Source organism: Microbispora sp. GKU 823, assembly GCF_002027145.1.
Classification (GTDB): domain Bacteria; phylum Actinomycetota; class Actinomycetes; order Streptosporangiales; family Streptosporangiaceae; genus Microbispora; species Microbispora siamensis.
On sequence record NZ_MWJN01000049.1, the window covers coordinates 35289 to 55504 of the forward strand.

At 71.1% G+C, this 20216-nt stretch carries 16 protein-coding genes and 1 pseudogene; 8 read left to right on the forward strand and 9 right to left on the reverse strand.

Features of this window, described 5'->3' with window-relative positions:
* Positions 1-513: 513 nt before the first annotated feature.
* Both B1L11_RS24635 and B1L11_RS24640 read right to left on the reverse strand, forming a co-directional pair.
* Positions 514-1122, reverse strand: a complete 609-nt coding sequence (locus B1L11_RS24635; protein ID WP_079316682.1) for a hypothetical protein — start codon at positions 1120-1122, stop codon at positions 514-516.
* Between the two features lie 357 nt (positions 1123-1479).
* On the reverse strand, positions 1480-2031 hold the full coding sequence (locus B1L11_RS24640) for a hypothetical protein (protein ID WP_079316683.1): 552 nt from the start codon (positions 2029-2031) through the stop codon (positions 1480-1482).
* A gap of 167 nt (positions 2032-2198) precedes the next feature.
* On the opposite strand from B1L11_RS24640, the gene B1L11_RS24645 reads away from it, so the two are divergent.
* The gene (locus tag B1L11_RS24645; protein ID WP_218671277.1) at positions 2199-2675 is read left to right on the forward strand and encodes a GNAT family N-acetyltransferase; all 477 of its coding nucleotides are present in this window, start codon (positions 2199-2201) and stop codon (positions 2673-2675) included.
* A gap of 3 nt (positions 2676-2678) precedes the next feature.
* Here the strand turns inward: B1L11_RS24645 and ychF are convergent, their stop codons facing one another.
* On the reverse strand, positions 2679-3767 hold the full coding sequence (gene ychF / locus B1L11_RS24650; protein ID WP_079316685.1) for a redox-regulated ATPase YchF: 1089 nt from the start codon (positions 3765-3767) through the stop codon (positions 2679-2681).
* A gap of 108 nt (positions 3768-3875) precedes the next feature.
* Between ychF and B1L11_RS24655 the strand changes: the two genes are divergently transcribed.
* Complete coding sequence (locus tag B1L11_RS24655) at positions 3876-5177, forward strand: DNA recombination protein RmuC (protein ID WP_079316686.1); 1302 nt, start codon at positions 3876-3878, stop codon at positions 5175-5177.
* A gap of 10 nt (positions 5178-5187) precedes the next feature.
* On the forward strand, positions 5188-5688 hold the full coding sequence (locus B1L11_RS24660) for a DUF6542 domain-containing protein (protein ID WP_079316687.1): 501 nt from the start codon (positions 5188-5190) through the stop codon (positions 5686-5688).
* Positions 5689-5737: 49 nt separating this feature from the next.
* Here the strand turns inward: B1L11_RS24660 and B1L11_RS24665 are convergent, their stop codons facing one another.
* Positions 5738-6703 carry a 4-hydroxy-3-methylbut-2-enyl diphosphate reductase gene (locus B1L11_RS24665; RefSeq protein WP_079316688.1) on the reverse strand — a complete coding sequence of 322 codons (966 nt, stop codon included), beginning with the start codon at positions 6701-6703 and terminating at the stop codon, positions 5738-5740.
* 128 nt (positions 6704-6831) lie between these two features.
* On the opposite strand from B1L11_RS24665, the gene B1L11_RS47095 reads away from it, so the two are divergent.
* Entirely contained in the window at positions 6832-7851 is a 1020-nt protein-coding gene (locus tag B1L11_RS47095) for a hypothetical protein (protein WP_079316689.1), read from the forward strand.
* A gap of 124 nt (positions 7852-7975) precedes the next feature.
* A pseudogene (xseA, locus tag B1L11_RS24675) lies at positions 7976-9180 on the forward strand (exodeoxyribonuclease VII large subunit).
* A gap of 25 nt (positions 9181-9205) precedes the next feature.
* Here the strand turns inward: xseA and asnB are convergent.
* Complete coding sequence (asnB, locus tag B1L11_RS24680; RefSeq protein ID WP_079316690.1) at positions 9206-11047, reverse strand: asparagine synthase (glutamine-hydrolyzing); 1842 nt, start codon at positions 11045-11047, stop codon at positions 9206-9208.
* A 135-nt stretch (positions 11048-11182) separates the two neighbouring features.
* Between asnB and B1L11_RS24685 the strand changes: the two genes are divergently transcribed.
* The gene (locus B1L11_RS24685) at positions 11183-11440 is read left to right on the forward strand and encodes an exodeoxyribonuclease VII small subunit (protein ID WP_079316691.1); all 258 of its coding nucleotides are present in this window, start codon (positions 11183-11185) and stop codon (positions 11438-11440) included.
* A 28-nt stretch (positions 11441-11468) separates the two neighbouring features.
* On the opposite strand, the gene B1L11_RS24690 is transcribed toward B1L11_RS24685, so the two are convergent.
* The 3 genes from B1L11_RS24690 to B1L11_RS24700 all read right to left on the reverse strand — a co-directional run bounded on the left by B1L11_RS24690 (position 11469) and on the right by B1L11_RS24700 (position 15832).
* On the reverse strand, positions 11469-13601 hold the full coding sequence (locus B1L11_RS24690; protein ID WP_079316692.1) for a WD40 repeat domain-containing protein: 2133 nt from the start codon (positions 13599-13601) through the stop codon (positions 11469-11471).
* Positions 13602-14328: 727 nt separating this feature from the next.
* Positions 14329-15192, reverse strand: coding sequence for a DUF4245 domain-containing protein (locus B1L11_RS24695; protein WP_079316693.1), 864 nt, complete (start codon positions 15190-15192; stop codon positions 14329-14331).
* A 46-nt stretch (positions 15193-15238) separates the two neighbouring features.
* Positions 15239-15832, reverse strand: coding sequence for a TetR/AcrR family transcriptional regulator (locus tag B1L11_RS24700; protein ID WP_079316694.1), 594 nt, complete (start codon positions 15830-15832; stop codon positions 15239-15241).
* Between the two features lie 146 nt (positions 15833-15978).
* Between B1L11_RS24700 and glpX the strand changes: the two genes are divergently transcribed.
* A complete protein-coding gene (gene glpX / locus B1L11_RS24705) occupies positions 15979-17007 on the forward strand; it encodes a class II fructose-bisphosphatase (RefSeq protein ID WP_079316695.1) in 1029 nt (342 codons plus the stop codon).
* A 64-nt stretch (positions 17008-17071) separates the two neighbouring features.
* Here the strand turns inward: glpX and B1L11_RS24710 are convergent, their stop codons facing one another.
* The gene (locus B1L11_RS24710; RefSeq protein ID WP_239108547.1) at positions 17072-17719 is read right to left on the reverse strand and encodes a DUF1707 domain-containing protein; all 648 of its coding nucleotides are present in this window, start codon (positions 17717-17719) and stop codon (positions 17072-17074) included.
* Between the two features lie 119 nt (positions 17720-17838).
* Between B1L11_RS24710 and B1L11_RS24715 the strand changes: the two genes are divergently transcribed.
* The gene (locus tag B1L11_RS24715) at positions 17839-20214 is read left to right on the forward strand and encodes a LuxR C-terminal-related transcriptional regulator (protein WP_179155307.1); all 2376 of its coding nucleotides are present in this window, start codon (positions 17839-17841) and stop codon (positions 20212-20214) included.
* Positions 20215-20216 lie beyond the last annotated feature (2 nt).

Sequence of the window (20216 nt, forward strand, 5' to 3'; positions counted from 1 at the left end):
CCGCCACCGCCGCTCCAGCCTCTGCGGCGGGGGCCGTGCCGTGCGCGGCACTCGCCGCCTCGAAGCCTTCCAGTGGGTACGGGTCAGGGTCGCCAGCGATCCGAGGATCCTGCTGGACGTCTGACCTGCGAGCCATCACGCCTCCGCTCGCGCCGATCCCTCCGGCTGGCGCGGTTTCCTCTTGCTCTCGATCCGGTTAACCGCATTGAAGTATTCACCCTAGCGGTCTCGCCAATTCTTCCAGGTAAGCCACGCCCATGGTGCAAGCATCGCCGCGACCGAGCAAACCGGGTCTACATCCCGTAGAGACGCCCCACAGCTATCCACTCCGCGGAAAAGCACGTTACGCCTGGCCAGCGGGGGCATCGATTACCTAAGCGCCACCTATTGCTGTCTTCGCAGCTCGCAGGCATAACGAAAGCGACCGTGCGCTCCGCCCCGGTCCCCCGCCGCCGGACATCGGACGGCCCCGCGCGGAGCGGGGCCGCCGTGTCGCGAACTACGCCCGCGCCCTCACTGGCACGCCTCGGAGGAGGACGAGGAGGACGACTCACTCGAAGCCGGCGGGATGCCCGCCGGCGGGACGCTCTCCGGACCCGAGATCGCGGGCGGGACGTTCTCCGGAGCACTGCCCAGAGCGCTACCCGGAGCGCTCTCCGGCAGCGAGGAGCTCTGCGACTGGCTCGCGGACGACTGCGACTGCGCCTGCTCCGACACCCGCTGCTGCGCGCTCTGGGACATCTGCTCGATGCGCTGCTGCGCGCTCGCCGCGTCCCGCATGATCTGCTGTGTGGCGCGGCTCGCCTCGTCCCTGATGCTCTGCCGGGCCTCCTCCGCCGACTGCTCCATCGGCGCACCCGCGGCCGGGAACTCCGCCTCCGTGACCAGGCCGGTGACCGGACCCGCCAGGGGTAGGTCCTCGGTCGCCAGCAGCGGCTCGCGGATGGTCGTGTACGACGTCACGCGCACCGAACCGCCGGGCTCGCTCGCCTGCGGCGCCCACGCCGCTCCCGGAGTGCCGGTGGCCGCGGAGGCGGTGCCGCCGAGCAGCGCGACCGCGCCTGCCGTGAGCGTCGAGGCGAAAATCGCCGCGAGAGCCGGCTGTCTGGATTTCCGATGCATGGTCCCCTCCTTGGGCCCGATCGGGCCTCGCCAGGTCAGGCCACCTGGGCTTTCCGGTGCCCGAATTCGGCCGCCTCCCCTTCCGCCATGCCGGATTACGGCAGCGAAGAGATTTGTCACGAAAAGGGATTCATACGGCGACTATGCGCCAAACGGCCTCATCTCGATGCTTCAACGAGCCTCACGAATGCGTCTAGGGCAGTTGGCCCAAGCGTTTCCGCTGGCCATGGAGGATCTGACCGGAGGGAGGGCTGCGGCGGGTGATGCCGGGCAGGCTGTTTGCGGCCCCTTGTACGGCGGAGCAACCTGGGATTGTCCGCAGTGATCGTCGGGGTCCCGGCCCTGAGACCGGCCGTCTCAGGGCCGTTCGAGGTCGTAGGTGACGTCCGCCACACGGACCGTCCGGACCAGCGGATCCTCGATGATCTTCCGCAGTTCCCCGATCGTGGCCAACGAGTCCACGTAGGCGTACGCCAGGCCGTCGTTCGCGGCCTTGCGCAGCCGGGCCAGACTCAGATCGAAGTCGTGCAGGTTGTCGTCGTCGTAGTCCTTGAGGATGCCGACCCAACGGCGGAAGTTCGCGAGGTCCGACATGATCGGCTCGTCGGGCTCTCTCGGCATCGGCGCCCTGTCCCACGTCGTCTCCCCTCCCCAGGTGATGGGCATCGATCCGGGACGCCGCTCGAAAACCACCTTGTCGGCATACGACTTGTACGTGGCGGTGAAGGCGACCAGCTCATCGGTGGTGAGCGGCCTGGCGAACTCGACCACCGCCAGCGCGCTGAGCCCCTCCGGGATCCTGGCCAGCACCTTGCGGCTGTCCTCCTTGCGCTGGAGGGTCGTCCCCACGTTCATCAACGCCCTGCTCAGCGTGGTGCCGGCGTAGTTGCCGAGCGGCAGCCTGCGCACACGAGCGCCCAGTGCTCGCGGTACAGCTCCTCGATGATGATGCCCCCCGCGTTCTTGTGTCTGTCACAACAGACCAGACGCGGCCGGGGCGGGAATGGTCACCGCCTCTTCCCCGGATGCTCGAAAATAGCGTGCAGTCCGCCGGGCAGAGCAGGAAGGTTGCAGAGGTGGCCATACCGCAGCAAGAGCATCTGGTACGGCAGGCGACGACGTCCGACGCCGCTGTCGTCGCGGAATTGCTGGACGCTTTCAACCGTGAGTTCGACGCGCCGTCACCGGGAACGGACGTGCTCACGGCACGCCTCCGCCGGCTGGTCGCCGGGGACCACCTCGTCGCCCTTCTCACCGGCGAACCGGCCGTCGGCGTCGCGGTTCTGTCCTTCCGGCCCAACGTGTGGCAGGAGGGTCCGGCCGCGACCCTGGACGAGCTGTACGTACGGCCCGACATGCGCGGACAGCGGTTCGGGCACGCCCTGCTGGAAGAGGCGTGCCGCCTCGCACGGGAACGCGGCGCGGAGACGCTCGAGATAAACGTCGACGGCGAGGACACCGACACCCGCCGCTTCTACGAGGCGCACGGCTTCGCCAACAGCGAGCCCGGGGCGGCCGAGCCGATGTTCTACTACTACCGCGACCTCGTCTGACGTTCAGACGTTGAAACGGAACTCCACGACGTCGCCGTCGCGCATCACGTAGTCCTTGCCCTCGATGCGAGCCTTGCCCGCCGCCCTGGCGGCGGTCATCGAACCCGCCTCCACCAGGTCGTCGAACGAGATGACCTCGGCCTTGATGAAACCGCGCTGGAAGTCGGTGTGGATGACCCCGGCGGCCTCGGGAGCGGTCGCGCCCTTGCGGATCGTCCAGGCCCGGGCCTCCTTGGGCCCGGCCGTCAGGTACGTCTGCAGGCCCAGCGTCTCGAAGCCGACCCGGGCGAGCTGGGAGAGGCCCGACTCCTCCTGGCCGACCGACTGCAGCAGCTCCAGCGCCTCGTCGTCGGGCAGCTCCACCAGCTCGGACTCGATCTTGGCGTCGAGGAACACGGCCTCCGCCGGCGCCACGATCGCCGAGAGCTTGGCCCGCAGGTCGGCGTCGGTCAGCTCGTCGGCGTCGAGGTTGAAGACGTACAGGAACGGCTTGGCCGTGAGGAGGTGGAGCTCGCGCAGGTCGGCGAGGTCGATCCCGGCCGCCTTGCCCCCGGCGTACAGGGTCGTGCCGGTGTCGAGCAGCTTCGCCGCGGCCTCGGCGGCCTCCAGGAGGACCTTGCGGTCCTTGTTGTTGCGCGCCTCCTTCTGCAGGCGGGGCAGCGCCTTCTCGATCGTCTGCAGGTCGGCGAGGATCAGCTCGGTGTTGATCGTCTCGATGTCGCGCTCCGGCGCGACCTCGCCGTCCACGTGCGTGACGTCGGGGTCGGAGAAGACCCGGATGACCTGGCAGATCGCGTCGGTCTCGCGGATGTTGGCGAGGAACTGGTTGCCCCTGCCCTGGCCCTCCGACGCGCCCTTCACCAGGCCCGCGATGTCGACGAACTCGACCTTGGCCGGGAGGACGCGCGCGGAGTTGTAGATCTCCGCCAGCTTGTCCAGACGGGAGTCCGGCACGCCGACGATACCCACGTTCGGCTCGATCGTGGCGAACGGGTAGTTGGCCGCCAGGGCGTTCCCGCTCTTGGTCAGGGCGTTGAAAAGCGTGGACTTGCCAACGTTGGGCAGGCCGACGATGCCGATGCTCAGGCTCACGTACCACGAGTTTAGGGGCCTCGGGGGGTGCGCCGGACATCGGCGGCTCGGCCCGCTCCCAGGCGCGCCTCCCTGTTTGGCACGCCAATGCCTGAAATCATCCAGACCGTGGATGTCGTGGCTCTCGCATTGGGACTGGTGATCGGCGTGGTGGTCGGCGCGGCGCTGGCCGGGATGCGGACCGCCGGCCGCACCGCCCAGGCGGCCGCCAGGGTGGCCGAGGCCGAGGCGCGGACGCGGGCGGCCGAGGACAAGGTGGCCTACATGGAGAACCAGCTCACCGAGCGGTTCCAGGCCATCTCCGCGCACGCCCTCGACGTGGCCAACCTGCGCTTCCTCGAACTCGCCGAGAACCGGCTGAACACCACGAGGGCCGAGGCGGCCGGGGACCTCGACCAGCGCAGGCAGGCGGTCGAGAACCTGGTCGCGCCGCTGCGGGAGACGCTCGCCAAGGTGGAGAGCCAGCTCAGGGAGAGCGAGTCGGGCGCCCGCGCCGCCCGCGCCGAGCTGAGCAAGCAGATGGACTTCGTACGGGAGAGCTCCGATCGGCTCAAGGCCCAGACGGACGCGCTGGTGCGGGCGCTCCAGCGGCCGGAGGCCCGGGGACGCTGGGGGGAGCTGCAGCTGCGCCGGGTGGCGGAGATCGCCGGGATGGCCCGCTTCTGCGACTTCGACGAGCAGGTGAGCGCCGTCACCCGCGACGGCGTGGTCCGGCCCGACATGGTCGTACGGCTCAGCGGCGGCAAGAACGTCGTCGTGGACGCGAAGGTCTCGCTCGCGGCCTACCTGGAGGCGGCCGAGGCCGCCGATCCCGAGTTCGCCTCGGCCCGGCTGGACGCCCACGCGCGGCACGTGCGCGAGCACGTGGACCGGTTGGCCGCCAAGTCCTACTGGCAGGCGTTCAACCCGTCGCCCGAGTTCGTGGTCCTGTTCATCCCCGGCGAGGCGTTCCTCGCGCCCGCTCTGGAGCGCGACCCGGGGCTGCTGGAGTACGCGATGCGCAGGCGCGTCCACATCGCCACTCCCACGACGCTCGTCACGATGCTCCGCACCGCGCAGTACGCCTGGCAGCAGACCGCGGTCAGCGAGAACGCCAAGGCCGTCTTCGATCTCGGCAAGGAACTGTACGAGCGGCTCGGCGGCCTCGGACGGCACGTGGACGGCCTGGGCAAGGCGCTCACGAGAGCGGTCACCGCGTACAACCAGACGGTCGGCTCGCTGGAGAGCCGGGTCCTGGTCAGCGCGCGGAGAATGAACGACCTCGGTCTCGTGGACTACTCGCTCGACACCCCGTCGGCGGTCGAGGAGGTCCCCCGTCCGGTCGCCATCCCCGAACTCGAAGGTGAAGAGCGGGTAAGCCCCCCTCCCCCGCATCGTCAGAACGGTAAATTGACGCGAGACTTGTCGTAAGGGGGGCCCGATGACAGGCACCGGTCGAGCGGGGCTGCGGCTGACCGCTCGGGGGGCGATCGTCATGCTCTTCGTGATCACTGTGGTGGGCATGCCGTTCCTGCCCGGGCCCGCGTTCGTGGCCGGTTGCCTCGCGGCGGCGCTGCTGGTGCGTCCCCGGGACCTGCTGCCGCTGGTGGTGACGCCTCCGCTGGTCTTCTTCGTCGCGGCACTGCTGGTGGAACTCGTGCGGGCGCTCAGGTCCGCTTCGATGCTCCAGACGTTCGGGCTCGGCATGTTCACCGCGCTGTCGTCCGGCGCGCCGTGGCTGTTCCTCGGGTCCGCGCTGGCGCTGGGGATCGCGTGGGTGCGCGGCCTGCCCGCCAACCTGAAGGAGTTGCGCGGCGCGCCGGCGCCCGCGCCGACGCCCGCCTCCCGCTCCCGTTCGCGCCGTGGCCGCGTCCGCACGTTCGACCCGGAGCCTGAGGGCTACTTCGAGCCCCGCGTGTACGGCAGGGCCGCCGACGAGTGAACCCGAATTACCGCTGGACCGATTACCGCTGCGCCGATTACCGCTGGGCCTAGGCCGTGCGGAGGTCCTTGCGGAGTTCGTGGGGCAGGGCGAACCGCATGCTCTCCTGCACCGACTCGACCTCCTCGACCTCGGTGAAACCGTGGTCGGCCAGCTTGGCGAGCACGCCCCGCACGAGGTCCTCCGGGACGGAGGCGCCGCTGGTCAGGCCGACCGTGCGCACGCCCTCCAGCCACTCGTCCCGTACGAACGAGGCGTCGTCGACGAGGTAGGACGCGGCGGCGCCGTAGTCCTTGGCGACCTCGACCAGCCGCTTGGAGTTGGAGGAGTTGGCGGAGCCGACGACGATGACCAGGTCCGACTCGGCGGCGATCTGCTTGACGGCCGTCTGCCTGTTGGAGGTGGCGTAGCAGATGTCGTCGCTCGGCGGGTCGATGAGGTTCGGGAACCGCGACCGCAGCCGGGCGACCGTCTCGGTCGTCTCGTCCACAGACAGGGTCGTCTGGGAGAGCCAGACCACCTTCTCCGGGTCCCGTACGGACACGCCGTCGACGCCGTCGAGCCCGTCCACGAGCTGGATGTGCTCGGGCGCCTCACCGGCGGTGCCCTCGACCTCCTCGTGCCCCTCGTGCCCGATGAGCAGGATGTCGTAGTCCTTGGCCGCGAACCTCTTGGCCTCGTTGTGCACCTTGGTCACGAGCGGGCACGTCGCGTCGATCGTCCGGAGACTACGGCTCGCGGCCTCCTCGTGCACGGCGGGCGAGACGCCGTGAGCGGAGAAGACCACGATGGCGCCCTCGGGGACCTCCTCGGTCTCCTCCACGAAGACGGCGCCGCGCTCCTCCAGCGTCTTCACGACGTGGGTGTTGTGCACGATCTGCTTGCGCACGTAGATGGGCGCGCCATACTGCTCCAGCGCCCGCTCGACCGCCTGCACCGCTCGGTCGACACCCGCGCAGTAGCCGCGGGGCTTGGCGACCAGGACACGGCGGGTCGCTGAGGTCTGCACGTCCATGTTCCTATGCTATGTGGAACGCGAGCCGCCTCTTGACCCTGGTCTTGCAAGACTGGGGGTACCAGATACGCATCTCCCCGGGAGCCAATATGTCCGTCCTTAAGGCAATAACGAAACCTCTGCGTGATTTGCCGGTCTTCGTACTTCAGACCGCTCTCAACGGGGTCGGACAGGCACTGCTGGTCGGTGACAAGATCAAGACCACCATCAAGGAGCGCTTCGCCGGTGGCGAGGCACAGGACGGCGAACGTCCCGAGACCGCCGAGGCGCCGCGGCCCGAGCAGGCCGCCGGGGAGCGTCCCGCGCGCCGGGAGCCCGTCATCTTCGCCCCCCGCCCGAGCAAGGCCGAGCAGGCCGAGGCGGTGACGACCGAGGCGCAGGCCCCGGAGACGCCGGCCGCGGAAGCACCGGCGGCGGAGACGGCCCCGGCCGAGGCGGCGCCCGCCGAGCCCGCGGAGGCCGTGGAGCCTGCCGAGGCCGTGGAGGCCGTGAGCGAGCCGAAGCCCGTGGCCGCGCCTGCCGCCGAGCCTGCCGAGGCCGCGGAGGCCGTGAGCGAGGCCGAACCCCCGGCCGCCCCCGAGGTCGCGGACCGGACCGCCGCGCCCAAGAAGCCGCGCACCCGCCGCAAGGCCACCACCGAAACCACCGAGGCCGCCGAAACCCAGGCCGTCGAGACCACCGAGGCCGCGACCACGGAAGAGGCCGCACCCGCCGAGGTCAAGAAGCCGCGCACCCGCCGCAAGGCCGCCGCCGAACCCGCCGAGGCCACGACCGGAACCACCGAGAGCGGCGCCGAGAGCACGGCCACCGCCGCGCCGAAGGCCACCAGGACCCGCAGGAAGGCCACCGCCGCCGCTCAGGCGCCGGAAAGCCCTGCCGAGGCGCCGGCGGAGCAGCCCGCCGCGGAAGCGGCCGAGCCGGCGGAGCAGCCCGTGGAGCAGCCGGCGGCCGAGGAGACGACCGCCGAGACGGCGGAGCCGATGCCGGGCTACGCGAACCTCTCCGTGGCGTCGCTGCGGGCGCGGATGCGCGGCAAGTCGGCCGAGCAGGTGCACGCGCTGCTGGACTACGAGCAGGCGCACCTGAACCGCCCCGAGGTGGTCCGGATGTTCCAGAACCGGCTGTCCAAGCTCCAGTCCGAGTCCTGATCCCGAGCCGCGCCCGCCCGGCCGTACGCCGGGCGGGTGACGGTGCCCTCCGCCCGGTCGCCTGTGGATTGTCGGACGGTGCGGCTAGCCTGCAGGTGCGAGCCGGGCCAGGCGAGGAGGGCATTTGAGCGCGAAGACGTCCCCTGAGGCGCCGCTGCCGATCAGGTCGGTGCTGCAGATGGTCGCCCAGTGGATCGGCAAGCTGGGCACCGTCTGGGTCGAAGGGCAGATCACCGAGCTGACCGCCCGGGGCGGCACCGTCTTCCTGACGCTGCGCGATCCCGTGGCCAACGTCTCCGCGCGGATCACCTGCGCGCGGGCGGTGTACGAGGCGAGCGTGCCGCGCCCCGTCGACGGCGCGCGCGTCGTGATGCACGTCAAACCGGACTTCTGGGTCAACAAGGGCTCGTTCGCGTTCACGGCCCTGGAGATCCGGCCGGTCGGCATCGGCGAACTGCTGGCCCGGCTCGAACGGCTCCGCCAGGTGCTCGCGGGCGAGGGCCTGTTCAACGTCGACAGGAAGAGGCGGCTGCCGTTCCTGCCGGGCACGGTCGGGCTCATCTGCGGGCGCGACTCGGCGGCGGAGCGTGACGTGCTGGAGAACTCCCGCCGCCGCTGGCCCGCCGTCCGGTTCAAGGTGGAGCAGGTCGCCGTCCAAGGGTCGTACGCCGTGGGCGAGGTGACCGAGGCGCTGCGCAGGCTCGACGCCGACCGCGAGGTCGACGTGATCATCGTCGCCAGGGGCGGCGGCTCCCTCGAAGACCTGTTGCCGTTCTCCGACGAGTCGCTGGTGCGGGCCGTCGCGGCCTGCCGTACGCCGGTGGTGAGCGCGATCGGCCACGAGCAGGACAGTCCGCTGCTCGATCTCGTGGCGACGTGCGCGCCTCGACCCCGACGGACGCGGCCAAGAAGGTCGTGCCCGACGTGGGCGAGCAGCTCACGCTCGTCCACCAGCTCAGGGACCGGGGCCGCCGGGTGCTGCGGGGCTGGGTCGAGCGCGAGATCTCCTGGCTCGAATCCGTACGCTCCCGGCCGTCGCTCGCCGATCCCGTCCGTGAGCTCGACCGGCGGGCCGAGCAGGTCGACGCGCTGCGCGAGCGGTCCAGGCGCTGCCTTTCTGCGTCCCTGGACCGCTCGGCCGACTCGCTGGAACATCTCCGGGCCCGGCTCGTGGCCCTGTCCCCCGCCGCCACGCTGGAGCGCGGCTACGCCATCGCGCAGCGTCCTTCCGGAGAGGTCGTCCGCCTGGCGGCGGACGTCAAGCCGGGCGACGAGCTCACGATCCGCTTCTCCGACGACCGTGTGACGGTGACCGCCCAGGACGCGTGACCCGGGCGCACCGGGTCGCGGAGGGTCAGATCGCGAGGCGCACGTCGTAGGCGCCCAGCCAGGCGTTCATCTGCAGGATGCCCTCCAGCGACGTCCGGGCGCCCTGCAGGCTGACCGCGCCCATGGGCTGGTCGAGCATCGTGCGCACCTTGCCCGCGTCCACCAGGCAGCCGATGGCCGGGGCTCCGTCGAGCACGCGGGTCACCTCGGCGCGCAGCGCACGCTCGTACGCCGGGTCCTGCGTCGAGGGGTACGGCACCTTGCGGCGCTCGACCACCGACCGGGGCAGCACGTCGGCCGTCGCCGCGCGCAGCAGGCTCTTCTCGTGACCGTCGAAGGTCTTCATCGCCCAGGGGGCGTTGAAGACGTACTCGACCAGGCGGTGGTCGCAGAACGGCACCCGGACCTCCAGGCCGACGGCCATGCTCATGCGGTCCTTGCGGTCGAGCAGGATCTGCACGAACCGGGTCAGGTGCAGGTAGCTGATCTCCCGCATCCGCTTCTGCAGCCCCGTCTCCCCCGGCACGCGGGGCACCTCGGCCAGCGCCCGCTGGTAGCTGTCCGCACGGTAGGCGGGGATGTCGAGCTTGCGCAGCAGTTCCTCGTTCAGGAACTCGCCCCGGGTGGACAGGCCCGTCTGGGTGTGGGTGGCGAGCCACGGGAAGGTGCCGGAGTTGACCGCCTCGGGATCGTGGAACCACCGGTAGCCGCCGAACACCTCGTCGGCGGACTCCCCCGACAGCGCCACCGTCGAGTGCCCCCTGATCGCCTTGAAGAGCAGGTAGAGCGAGGTGTCCATGTCGCCGATGCCGAGCGGGAGGTCCCGCGCCCGCAGGACGGCCGCGCGTACGGCGGGGTCCATGAGGTCGGCGGAGTCAAGCACGATGTCCGTGTGGTCGGAGCCGACGTGCCGCACGACGTCGTGGACGTACGGCGTGTCCGGGGTGTCGCGCATGTCGTCGGCCTGGAAGTTCTCGCTGTAGCCGGCGAAGTCGACGGAGAACGACCGCACCCCGCCCTGGCCGGCGAGCGCGCGGGCCGCCAGCGCGGTCACGGCACTGGAGTCGAGACCGCCGGACAGCAGCGTGCACAGCGGCACGTCGGAGATGAGCTGCCGCTCGATGATGTCGTCGAGCAGCTCCCGCACGGTCCTGATGGTCGTCTGCAGGTCGTCGGTGTGCTCGCGGGCCTCCAGCTGCCAGTAGCGGCGCTTGCTCAGACCCTCGCGCCGCACCTTCACCACCTGGCCGGGGCGCACCTCGTACATCCCCCGGAAGACGGCGCTCTCCGGCGTCTTGACGAAGGCCAGGATCTCGCGCAGGCCATCGGCGTCGATCACCCGCTCGGCGAGCGGGTTGGCCAGGATGGCCTTGGGCTCGGAGCCGAACAGCACTCCGTCCCGCGTCGGGTAGTAGTACAGGGGCTTGATCCCCATGCGGTCGCGCACGAGCAGCAGTTCCTCGCGGCGGGCGTCCCAGATGGCGAAGGCGTACATGCCGTTGAGGCGGGAGACGAAGTCCTCGCCCCATTCGAGGTACGCCTCCAGGACGACCTCGGTGTCGCTCTGGGTCCGGAACCGGTGGCCGCGCCGGGTCAGCTCCGCGCGCAGTTCCCTGAAGTTGTAGACCTCGCCGCTGTAGGTGAGCGCGGCGACGACGTCGCCGCCGGCGTCGGCGGTCATGGGCTGGCGCCCGCCCTCGATGTCGATGATGGCCAGCCGCCGGTGGCCGAACGCGGCGTGCGGAGTGAGCCACATCCCCTCGGCGTCGGGCCCCCGGCACGCCATCGTGTCCGTCATGGCCTGCACGGTCTCCCGTTCGCGACGAAGGTCGCGTCCGTAGTCCACCCAGCCGCTGATTCCACACATGAAGATGACCCCCCGATCATCGCCCCCGAAGATGGTTAGTACATCTAAGTAACGGACAAACCACCCGATTTATGCCCAAATGGGACAGCGCCTAAGAGGCCGCGGAGTGTCGGTCGCGGCCTCTAAGGTGGGGACGTGGCTGAGGACAAGCAGACCCCGTCGGACAAGCAGACCCCGTCGTACGAGCAGGCCCGCGAGGAGCTGACCGAGGTGGTGCGCCGTCTGGAGACCGGCGGGCTCACGCTGGAGCAGTCGATAGAGCTGTGGGAGCGGGGAGAGCGGCTGGCGGCGATCTGCGAGGAATGGCTCCAGGGCGCCCGCGCCAAGCTGGCCGCCGCGATGGCCCAGCGCCAGGAGCCCCAGCCGAACGGCCCCGAGGAGGCCCCCTTCTGACGGCGCCCGGCCTCGGCATGAGCGGCGATCACGGCTCAGCCGTAAGGCACACGGGACGATAGGGCGCCCCGGCCGCGTACATGGCCCACTCCGCTCGGGTGAGCGCCCGCCCGGCATGTGCGCACACGTTCCCGGCGGCGTCCAGGACGTCGGACAGGTCCCACCTCCGCACGGTTCCGTCGTCGTGCGCGGTGAGAAGTGCCCGGCCGCCCGGCAGGAAGGCCAGCGCGTTCACCGGCCCCGCGCCGGCGAGCATCGGCGTGCCGAGCGGCCGGCCACTCGGCACATCCCACAGCCGCACGGCGCCGTCCTGCCCCGCTGTCGCGAGCGCCCGACCGTCCGGCGTGAACGCGATGGACCGGACAGCGGCGGTGTGGGCGTCGATGAACGGACCGGTGGGCCTGCGGGCGGCGGCCGACCACAACCGGATCCTGCCGCTTTCGCCCGCGACGGCCAGCAGCGAGCCGTCGGGGCTGTAGGCGAGGGACGTCACCCGGCTGTCGTGGGTGAGGGAGGCGCCCTTCACCGGCGTCCAGCCGCGCACGTCCCAGAACCGGACCTCGCCGAGATCGCTCCCGCCCGCCAGAGTCCGGCCGTCCGGGCTGAAGGCCAGCGAGCGATAGTGGGTCGGGCCTCCGCCGCTCGTGTACCCGATCTGACGCAGGCTATGGGCGCTGTACAGGTTTGGGCCGGAGCCGGCGGTCGCGAAGACCCTGCCGTCCCGGCTGCCCGCGAGCACCGTGCCGTAGTCGTAGGTGCTGATCAGGAAGCCTCCGGTGGCGACGTCCCACAACTGGCTGCCCAGTTCGCGGCCGGTCACCGCCAGCGTCGAGCCCGTTCCCACGAAGGCGACCCCGGCCGCCCCGATCTTCTCTCCTATCCCGTTCCGCGGGATCATGGGCTCACCCATCCGATGCCCGTCCGCCGTACGCCAGAGCCGGGCGGCTCCGTCGGCCGCGCCGGTCGCGACCATCGTCCCGTCGGGTGAGACGGCGACGGACAGGACCGCGGACGCCTGCCGGATCAGCACGCGGCCGCGCTGGTAACCGTCCCACCGCCATCGGCGCACCTCGTCCCAACCGCAGGTCACCAGCTGACCCCGGAAGCGGAGGCAGTCCGCCCAGAGGAAGTGCCCGGCCAGGGTGGGCCCGACGGGGCTGCCGGAGACCGCGTCCCAGAGCTGGACCGGTCCGTCCTGCCGGCCCGTCGCGATCACCGTTCCATCGGGAGACCAGGCGATGGCGCACACGGCGAGGGCCTCGCTCCGCTTCAGCGGCCTTCTCGACCTCCCGGACGGCACGTCCCACAGCGTCAACCGGCTCCCCGGCGCGCCCGTGGCCACCGTACGGCCGTCTGGAGAGAACGCCAGCGCGACTGCCCACGCCAACACGTCGATTCCCGTAGGAGCGCGGACCACCTCCCGGTTACGCGCGAGGTCGTAGACGACGAGTTCGCGGCCGGCGGCCGCGACGTAGCGGCCGTCGGCGCTGACGGCGACCCGCTGCGCGCCGGGGGTCCGGGCGAGTGGACCCCCGAGCGGCCTCCCGGTGGTCGCGCCCCATCTCCGCAGCTCCCCGCCGATGTCGAGGGTGAAGACGGTCGCGCTGTCCGGACCGAACGCGGCGCGGCTCGTGCCCGACAGCGGCCCGGCGACGAAACCGCCCGACGCGGCGTCCCACACATACGCGTTGTGAAGATTGTCGATCGTGAGCAGTCGTCTGCCGTCCATGCCGTAGACCACGCCGTCGCATCCGGGCCCCGCCGACGGCGCCGGCGACGGCCCGCCCGAAGCCCGGCGTAGCGGCCGTCCGGTGCGGGCGTCCCAGAAGGAGGGGCGTCCGCCCGCGCATACCGCCACTTCATCGCCGTCGGGACTCAGAGTTTTGTCGTTGCCGGAGGCGGGGAAGGCGACCACTCCCAGGAGCGGGTCCAACTCGGCGGAGATCATGGCGAGCCGGTTGGCCGGAGAGGGAGCCAGCTCCCACGCGGCCACAGCGAGCAGGCGGGACAGGTCGGGCCGTGTGGTTCGCACCGCCGCCCCGCGCTCCAGCAGCCTGCCCGCGATCGCCGCCTCGTCCGGCGGACACGTGTCCGAGGCGAGCGGAAGGACGGCGACGGCGAGCAGGAGCGCGAAAACCAGGCGGCCACGCGGTAATGCCATGAAGAACTGATTACCATTGCGCACCCGATCCGGAAATGCCCTTACGCTCGCCCAGCGCGCCCGGCTTTACTGTGCGCGTGCCGGATGAGAGTCGCGCGAACGCGCCGGGCAAGGGATTCGCGAACGTCGAACGCGGCAGCGCCGTCCTCGGGTTCGTCAGCGGCGCCCTCGGGTTCGTCGTCTTCCTGGTCGCGGAACGCCCGGTCTCCGCTGTGGCGTTCTGCGCCGGGGCCGTCGGCGCCGCGATATCCGGCACCGTCTACGTGTGGCGCGCTCGAGACTCCTCCGGCACGCGCCGGTTTACCCGGCGGGCTCGGGCGGCGACCCTCGGCACGCTCGCCGCCGCCGCCGTCGGCGCCTCTGCCGCGGTGGCCGTGCCGGCGACCCGGCCGGTGCTGACGCACGATCTTTTCGGATTCCCAGACATTCGAAAAGACGTGTCAATAGAGCAGATAACAGTCGCCGAAACCAGCACGGCTCGGATCGCCCGGGTAACAATCACCAATTCCGGTACCACCGATTATCTGGTGACCATGCTCGGGGTGAAAACAAGTTTCAACTCGAACGTCGACCTCCATGGATGCGACCTCGAGCCCGAGCGTTTCCGCATCGGCGAGCGCCTCCGGGTCGGGTCGGACCGCGCGGGGCAGCGGGCGGTCGTGGGAACCGCCAACGACGCGCGGCTGGGAGATGCCGCGGCCGTGCCCGTCACGGGGACCCTGTCGCATCACTGCGAGACGGGAGTTCTCGACCTCGCCTTCCCCGCAGCGGTGCGGCTGCCCGCGGGAGACTCCGCGACCGTGCTCCTGGAGATCCCGCTGACGCTCAACGTCACCGACGTCACCGGCCGCACCACCGCGGTCGAAATCGTCCTGCCTGCGGACGACCCCCTCTCGACCGCGAGCATGCGCGCGGCGGCCACGTTCGCGATCACGGTGCGGGTCGGGAAGGACCGGGTGCCCGTCACCCGGGAGCACACGCTTCCGGCCCGGCTCGATCTGCTGCCGCCGCCCTCTCCCGTGGCGACCCCGTGACCTACTGGGCAGGCGCCGACGTGGCCGCGGTGGGACGGGGCTGGGGGGGCGAGGGTCCGCACGAGGGCGGTCAGCTCGTCCCAGTCGGCCGTTCCGGTGACGACCACCGCGTGATCGGGGAAGACGCGGACCAGCGTCCGCTGGTTCTTGTCCTGGCGGAACCGCTCCTCCCAGGTCACGCCGTCGATCTGGCGGCTCCCGCCGGGCTTGTCGGTGTTGGCCATGCGGTTCACGAAGTCCGCGGACGGCCTCTCGTCGCTCTGGGCGAGCATGGCGTGCTGCCGCTTGGCGGTAGCGAACCCCAGCCGCCACGTCACAACGCCGTTCTTCTGGGTCAGCGACGAGCTGTTGGGCACCCAGTCGGGCAGCACCCGGCTCGGGGCGACGACCTCGTACGGCGCCGTGCGCGCCGCGTTGACCCGGTCGATGGAGAAGTCCACCCGGGGGATGTGCTCCGTGCGGCTCTGCGGCGTGATGAGCAGGAACGCTCCGACGGCGGCGAGGCAGACGAGGAGCGCGAACGCGTAGCCGTAGAGTCCCTGGGTGAATCGTCCCACGTAATGCGAGATTAGTCGGTGGAGCGGGCGGTGGCCGTACCGGCCTTCACGGGTGCCGAATATCGCCGATGATGCGAAGAGCGTCCTCGGCCATCCTCCGGGCCTGCTCCGGGTCGTCGGACAGCGTGACCTCCTGCACGACGGCCGCCAGGGCGCCGGTGACGACGACGACCAGGGCGTCCTCGTGCTCGAACAGCGCCGCGGTGCGCCTGGCCCACTGCCGGAGCCGGTCGCGCATGATGACCTCGAACCCGGGCGGCGCGTCGCCGCGCAGGAAGAGCGCGGCGAGATCGCGCTCGGCGAGGCAGCCCTCCAGGTAGGCCCGCGCGGCGGCGAGGAACTGGGGCATCGGGTCGGTCTCCCCGGCCGCCCGGGCCTCCTGCACGGCCTGCCGGGTGCGCTGGGTCTGCCGCTTCTGGAACTCCTCGAACAGCGTCAGGTAGAGGTCGGCCTTGCCGGAGAAGTGGTGGTACAGGCTGCCGACGCTGGCGCCGGCCCTGGCCACGACGTCGGTGACGCCCGCCTCGGCGAAGCCGCTCGTGATGAACGTCTCCTTGGCGGCGTCCAGGAGGGCTCCCCGGGTCGCCGCTCCGCGCTCCGACGTGCGCATCGTCACTGGTCGTTCGGTGTCGCCGCTCATGCGGCGACGATATCTCCGAGCCGTCCGTTCCGGGGGTCCGCGACCGCAAATGGCCTCCTACCTGGCCCAACAGGTTCAGACCAATCGGACAAGAACGGCTTCGCGAACTACGATCGCTAGAAGGGCACCTACCTAAAAGGGGATCAATGGCTGATCATGTACCGGCCGCTCTGGCGACGGGGGAACGCGCACCCGACCGCAACCTGGCTCTGGAACTGGTCAGGGTGACCGAGGCGGCGGCGATGGCGGCCGCCCGCTGGGTGGGACGCGGCGACAAGAACGGGGCGGACGGCGCCGCCGTGAACGCCATGCGCCAACTGATCAACACGGTCTCGATGAAGGGCGTCGTGGTGATCGGCGAGGGCGAGAAGGACAACGCCCCGATGCTGTACAACGGCGAGGAGGTCGGCGACGGGACCGGCCCCGAGTGCGACGTCGCCGTGGACCCGATCGACGGCACCCGGCTGTGCGCGCTCGGCATGAACAACGCGATCTCGGTGATCGCGGTCAGCGAGCGCGGCTCGATGTACGACCCGTCCGCGGTGTTCTACATGGAGAAGCTCGTCACGGGCCCGCAGGCGGCCGATCATGTGGACATCGACGCCCCGGTGGCCGACAACATCCGCGCCGTGGCGAGGGCCAAGGGCGCCAAGCCGTCCGACGTCACCGTGGTGATCCTGGACCGGCCGCGGCACGAGCGGATCGTCAAGGAGATCCGGGAGACCGGCGCCCGGATCCGTTTCATCACCGACGGCGACGTGGCCGGCGCGATCATGGCGGCGCGCAACGGCACTGGTGTCGACCTGATGCTCGGCATCGGCGGCACGCCCGAGGGCATCGTCGCCGCCTGCGCGCTCAAGTGCATGGGCGGCGTCATCCAGGGCAAGCTGTGGCCGCGCGACGAGGAGGAGCGCCGCAAGGCCCTCGACGCCGGGCTCGACCTCGGCCAGGTGCTCACCACCGACGACCTCGTACGCTCCGACGACGTGTTCTTCGCCGCGACGGGCATCACCGACGGCGAACTGATGCACGGCGTGCGGTTCCAGGGCGGCGCGGCGGTGACGCACTCCCTCGTCATGCGGGGACGGTCGGGCACAATCCGCAAGATCGAGAGCGAGCACCAGCTCTGGAAGCTCGGCGCCTACAGCGCCATCAACTTCGACACCGCCGTCTGAGACACCGCCGTCTGAGACACCGCCGTCTGAGACACCGGCGTGTGGGACACCGCCGTCTGAGACCTCAACGGCCGAACAGGCGGCGGCGGGGGCGCTTCGGCGAGCGGGCGACGACCTTTCCGCCGAAGACGAACCCGGCGAGCTCGATCACGGGCGCGTCCGGCGCGAAGTCGGCCGCGCCCGGCGGGAGCCGCACCTCGTTCCTGAGCGACCGCACGCGGGCGTCCGGGGCGGTCACGATTCGCACGCCCTCGGGGACCGTCAGGTTGACCGTGCCGGCCATGACCGCGAGCTGCACCACCACGTGCCGCGACTGGAGCAGCGCCTCGCACAGGTCCATCGTGACCGTGCCGCCCAGGGACGTCACCGGCACCTGGGAGGGCACGACCCACCGGCCGCCACGGGTCTCCGTACGGAAGAAGGCGGTGACGGGACGGCTGTCCATCCGGAACGGCTGGCTCTCCGGCGGCAGCAGGTCCACGGTCAGCTCGGCCAGCTCGCCGAGGGTCCGCGCGGCCCAGACGCGCTCCACCCGTTCCTCGTGCTCCAGCGGCGTGAGCCGCCCGTCGGTGACGGCGTCCGCGAGCACCTCGACGATCCGCTCCCGATCGGCGTCGGAGGCCCGCAGCACGGAGGGGTCGGGCGTGTCCGGGGTGCGCGGCGAGAGGAAGGCGGAGATCCACTTCACGGCTGAGGACTCGCTGCTGCTCACACCATCGAGAGTATGCGCTCCCCGCACGACGGTCACCATGCGACGCGACACGCGACGTCCACCCCACGTTGACCGGGGACTTCGTGGCCGCTTAGCGTGAGGAGGTGGTCGCGGGGGCGGTGACACGGCAGGTCGGCAACCTTCCGGCCGACCTGACGAGTTTCGTCGGCCGGCGGCGTGAGCTGGCCGAGATCAGGCGGCTGCTTTCGGCGTCGCGCCTGGTGACCCTCACGGGAGTGGGCGGCGTCGGCAAGACCCGGCTGGCCCTGCGGGCGGCCGCCGAGCAGCGCCGCGCGTTCGACAGCGTCTGGCTGGTGGACCTGAGCACCGTCGCCGATCCCACGCTCGTGGCGGAGACGGTGGCGTCGACCATGGGCGTACGGGGCGAGTCGGCGGCCGGCCCGGTGGACGCGCTGGAGCAGGTGCTGTCCACGCAGCGGACCCTGCTCGTGTTGGACAACTGCGAGCACCTGCGGGACGCCTGCGCCGTGCTCGCCGACCGGCTCCTGCGCGCGGCTCCCGAGCTGCGCATCCTCGCGACGAGCCGGCAGTCGCTCGGCATCACCGGCGAGCATCAGATGAAGATCTCGCCGCTGCCCGTCCCCGAGCCGGGCCGGCCGCTCACCCGCAGGTCGCTGGAGTTGTACGACGGGATCAGCCTGCTGACGGAACGGGCGGCGGCGGTCCTGCCCGGCTTCACCGTCACCGAGGACAACCACGCGGCCGTCGCCGAGCTGTGCCGCCAGCTCGACGGCATCCCCCTGGCCATCGAGCTCGCCGCGGTGCGGCTGCGGGCCCTGTCGGTGAACGCGCTCGTCGAGCGCCTGCGCGACCGCTACCGCCTGCTCACCGGAGGCAGCAGTACGGCGGTGCCGCGTCAGCAGACCCTGCACGCGCTGGTCGACTGGAGTTTCCAGTTGCTGCCCGGCGCCGAGCGGACGCTGTGGACCCGGTTGTCGATCTTCCCCTCGCACTTCGATCTGGACGCCGTCGAGGCGGTGTGCACCGGCGGCGGCATCGAACGCGACGACGTGCTCGACCTGCTCGACGCGCTGCTGGACAAGTCGCTGCTGCTGCGGGAGGAGCACGCGGGCGCGGTCCGCTACCGCATGCTCGACACCCTGCGCGAGTTCGGCCGCAAGCGGCTCGGCGGGCCGGCGGAGCGCCGGTCGCTCCAGCGGCGGCACCGGGACCACTATCTCCTGCTGGTGCAGCAGGCCGCCGCCGAGTGGTTCGGCCCCGACCAGTTCTCCTGGTCCAGGCGGCTGAACCTGGAGCAGGCGAACCTGCGTGCCGCGATGGACTTCTGCCTGCAGGAGCCCTGCGAGGCGGAGGCCGGGCTGCGCATGGCGACCCTGCTCACCGAGCCCTACTGGATAACCAACGCCTTCTACAACGAGGGTCGCCACTGGCTCGACCGCATGCTGGCGGCGGCGCCGGAACGCACGGAGTTGCGCGCCCGCGCGCTGCTCTCCGACGCCTTCATGACGCTCACGCAGGGGGACGCCGCGGCGGGCCTGCCCCTTCTCGACGAGGGCCGGGCGCTGGCCGAGGAACTGGGCGATCCGGAGATCCTGGCGCACGCGTCCCTGATCGCCGGGCTGGCGGCGCACTACAGGGGCGACTACCCGAGCTGCGCCGAACTGCTGAACCTGGCCCTCGTCGAACAGGAGGCCGCGGGGCACAAGAGCGGGATACTGATCTCCCTGACCACGCTGGCGGCGACATTGGGCCAGCTCGGCGACCGCGAGCGCGCGACGGAGCTGTTCGAGCGCAGCATCGAGCTGACCAGCAGCCACGGGGAGCGAGTCGGCCGGGCCTGGGCCCTGACGATCTTCGCGATCTACCTGTGGCAGTGCGGCGACGATGAGCGGGCGACCGCACTGGCGCGCGAGGGGCTGGCTCTGGGCCGCGACTTCGGCGACCGGCTGAACGCCGCGACGAACCTGCAGACGCTCGCCTGGGTCCTCACGGGGAAAGGCCGTGACGCGGACGCCGCGCGGCTCCTGGGAGCCGTCGAGGAGCTCGGACGCACGATGGGCCTGACCCCGACCAGGGTCAAGCGGTTCGCCGAGTTCCACGAGAGGTGCCTGGCCACACTCCGGAACAGGATGGGCGACAAGGCCCTCGGCCAGGAGCTGCGCCGGGGCCGCCGGATGACGCCGGACGAGGCGATCGAGGAGGCGCTCGGCGACCGGGCCGAGGGTGGGCGCACGCGCCAGGACGAGACGGTCGTGGAGGCCGAGCCCACGCCGCCCGGGCGCCCCGCGACGACGGTCTCCGCGGCCGAGCCGTCCCCGCTCACCCGGCGGGAGCGGGAGATCGCCGAGCTGATCGCCCGGGGACGGAGCAACAAGGAGATCGCATCCTCCCTCGTCATCTCGCAGCGCACCGTGGAGGGTCACGTCGAGCACATCCTGGACAAGCTCGGCTTCGCCTCCCGGGCCCAGATCGCCGCCTGGATGGCCGCACGCGAGGCAGGCGGCCGGTCCTGACC

Bases quoted from the DNA above. Each gene is read 5' to 3' on its own strand.
- asnB (WP_079316690.1), bottom strand. From the start codon at position 11,047: ATGTGTGGAATCAGCGGCTGGGTGGACTACGGACGCGACCTTCGTCGC.
- B1L11_RS24660 (WP_079316687.1), top strand. From the start codon at position 5,188: ATGACAGGCACCGGTCGAGCGGGGCTGCGGCTGACCGCTCGGGGGGCG.
- B1L11_RS24635 (WP_079316682.1), bottom strand. From the start codon at position 1,122: ATGCATCGGAAATCCAGACAGCCGGCTCTCGCGGCGATTTTCGCCTCG.
- B1L11_RS24665 (WP_079316688.1), bottom strand. From the start codon at position 6,703: ATGGACGTGCAGACCTCAGCGACCCGCCGTGTCCTGGTCGCCAAGCCC.
- glpX (WP_079316695.1), top strand. From the start codon at position 15,979: ATGGCTGATCATGTACCGGCCGCTCTGGCGACGGGGGAACGCGCACCC.
- B1L11_RS24700 (WP_079316694.1), bottom strand. From the start codon at position 15,832: ATGAGCGGCGACACCGAACGACCAGTGACGATGCGCACGTCGGAGCGC.
- B1L11_RS24690 (WP_079316692.1), bottom strand. From the start codon at position 13,601: ATGGCATTACCGCGTGGCCGCCTGGTTTTCGCGCTCCTGCTCGCCGTC.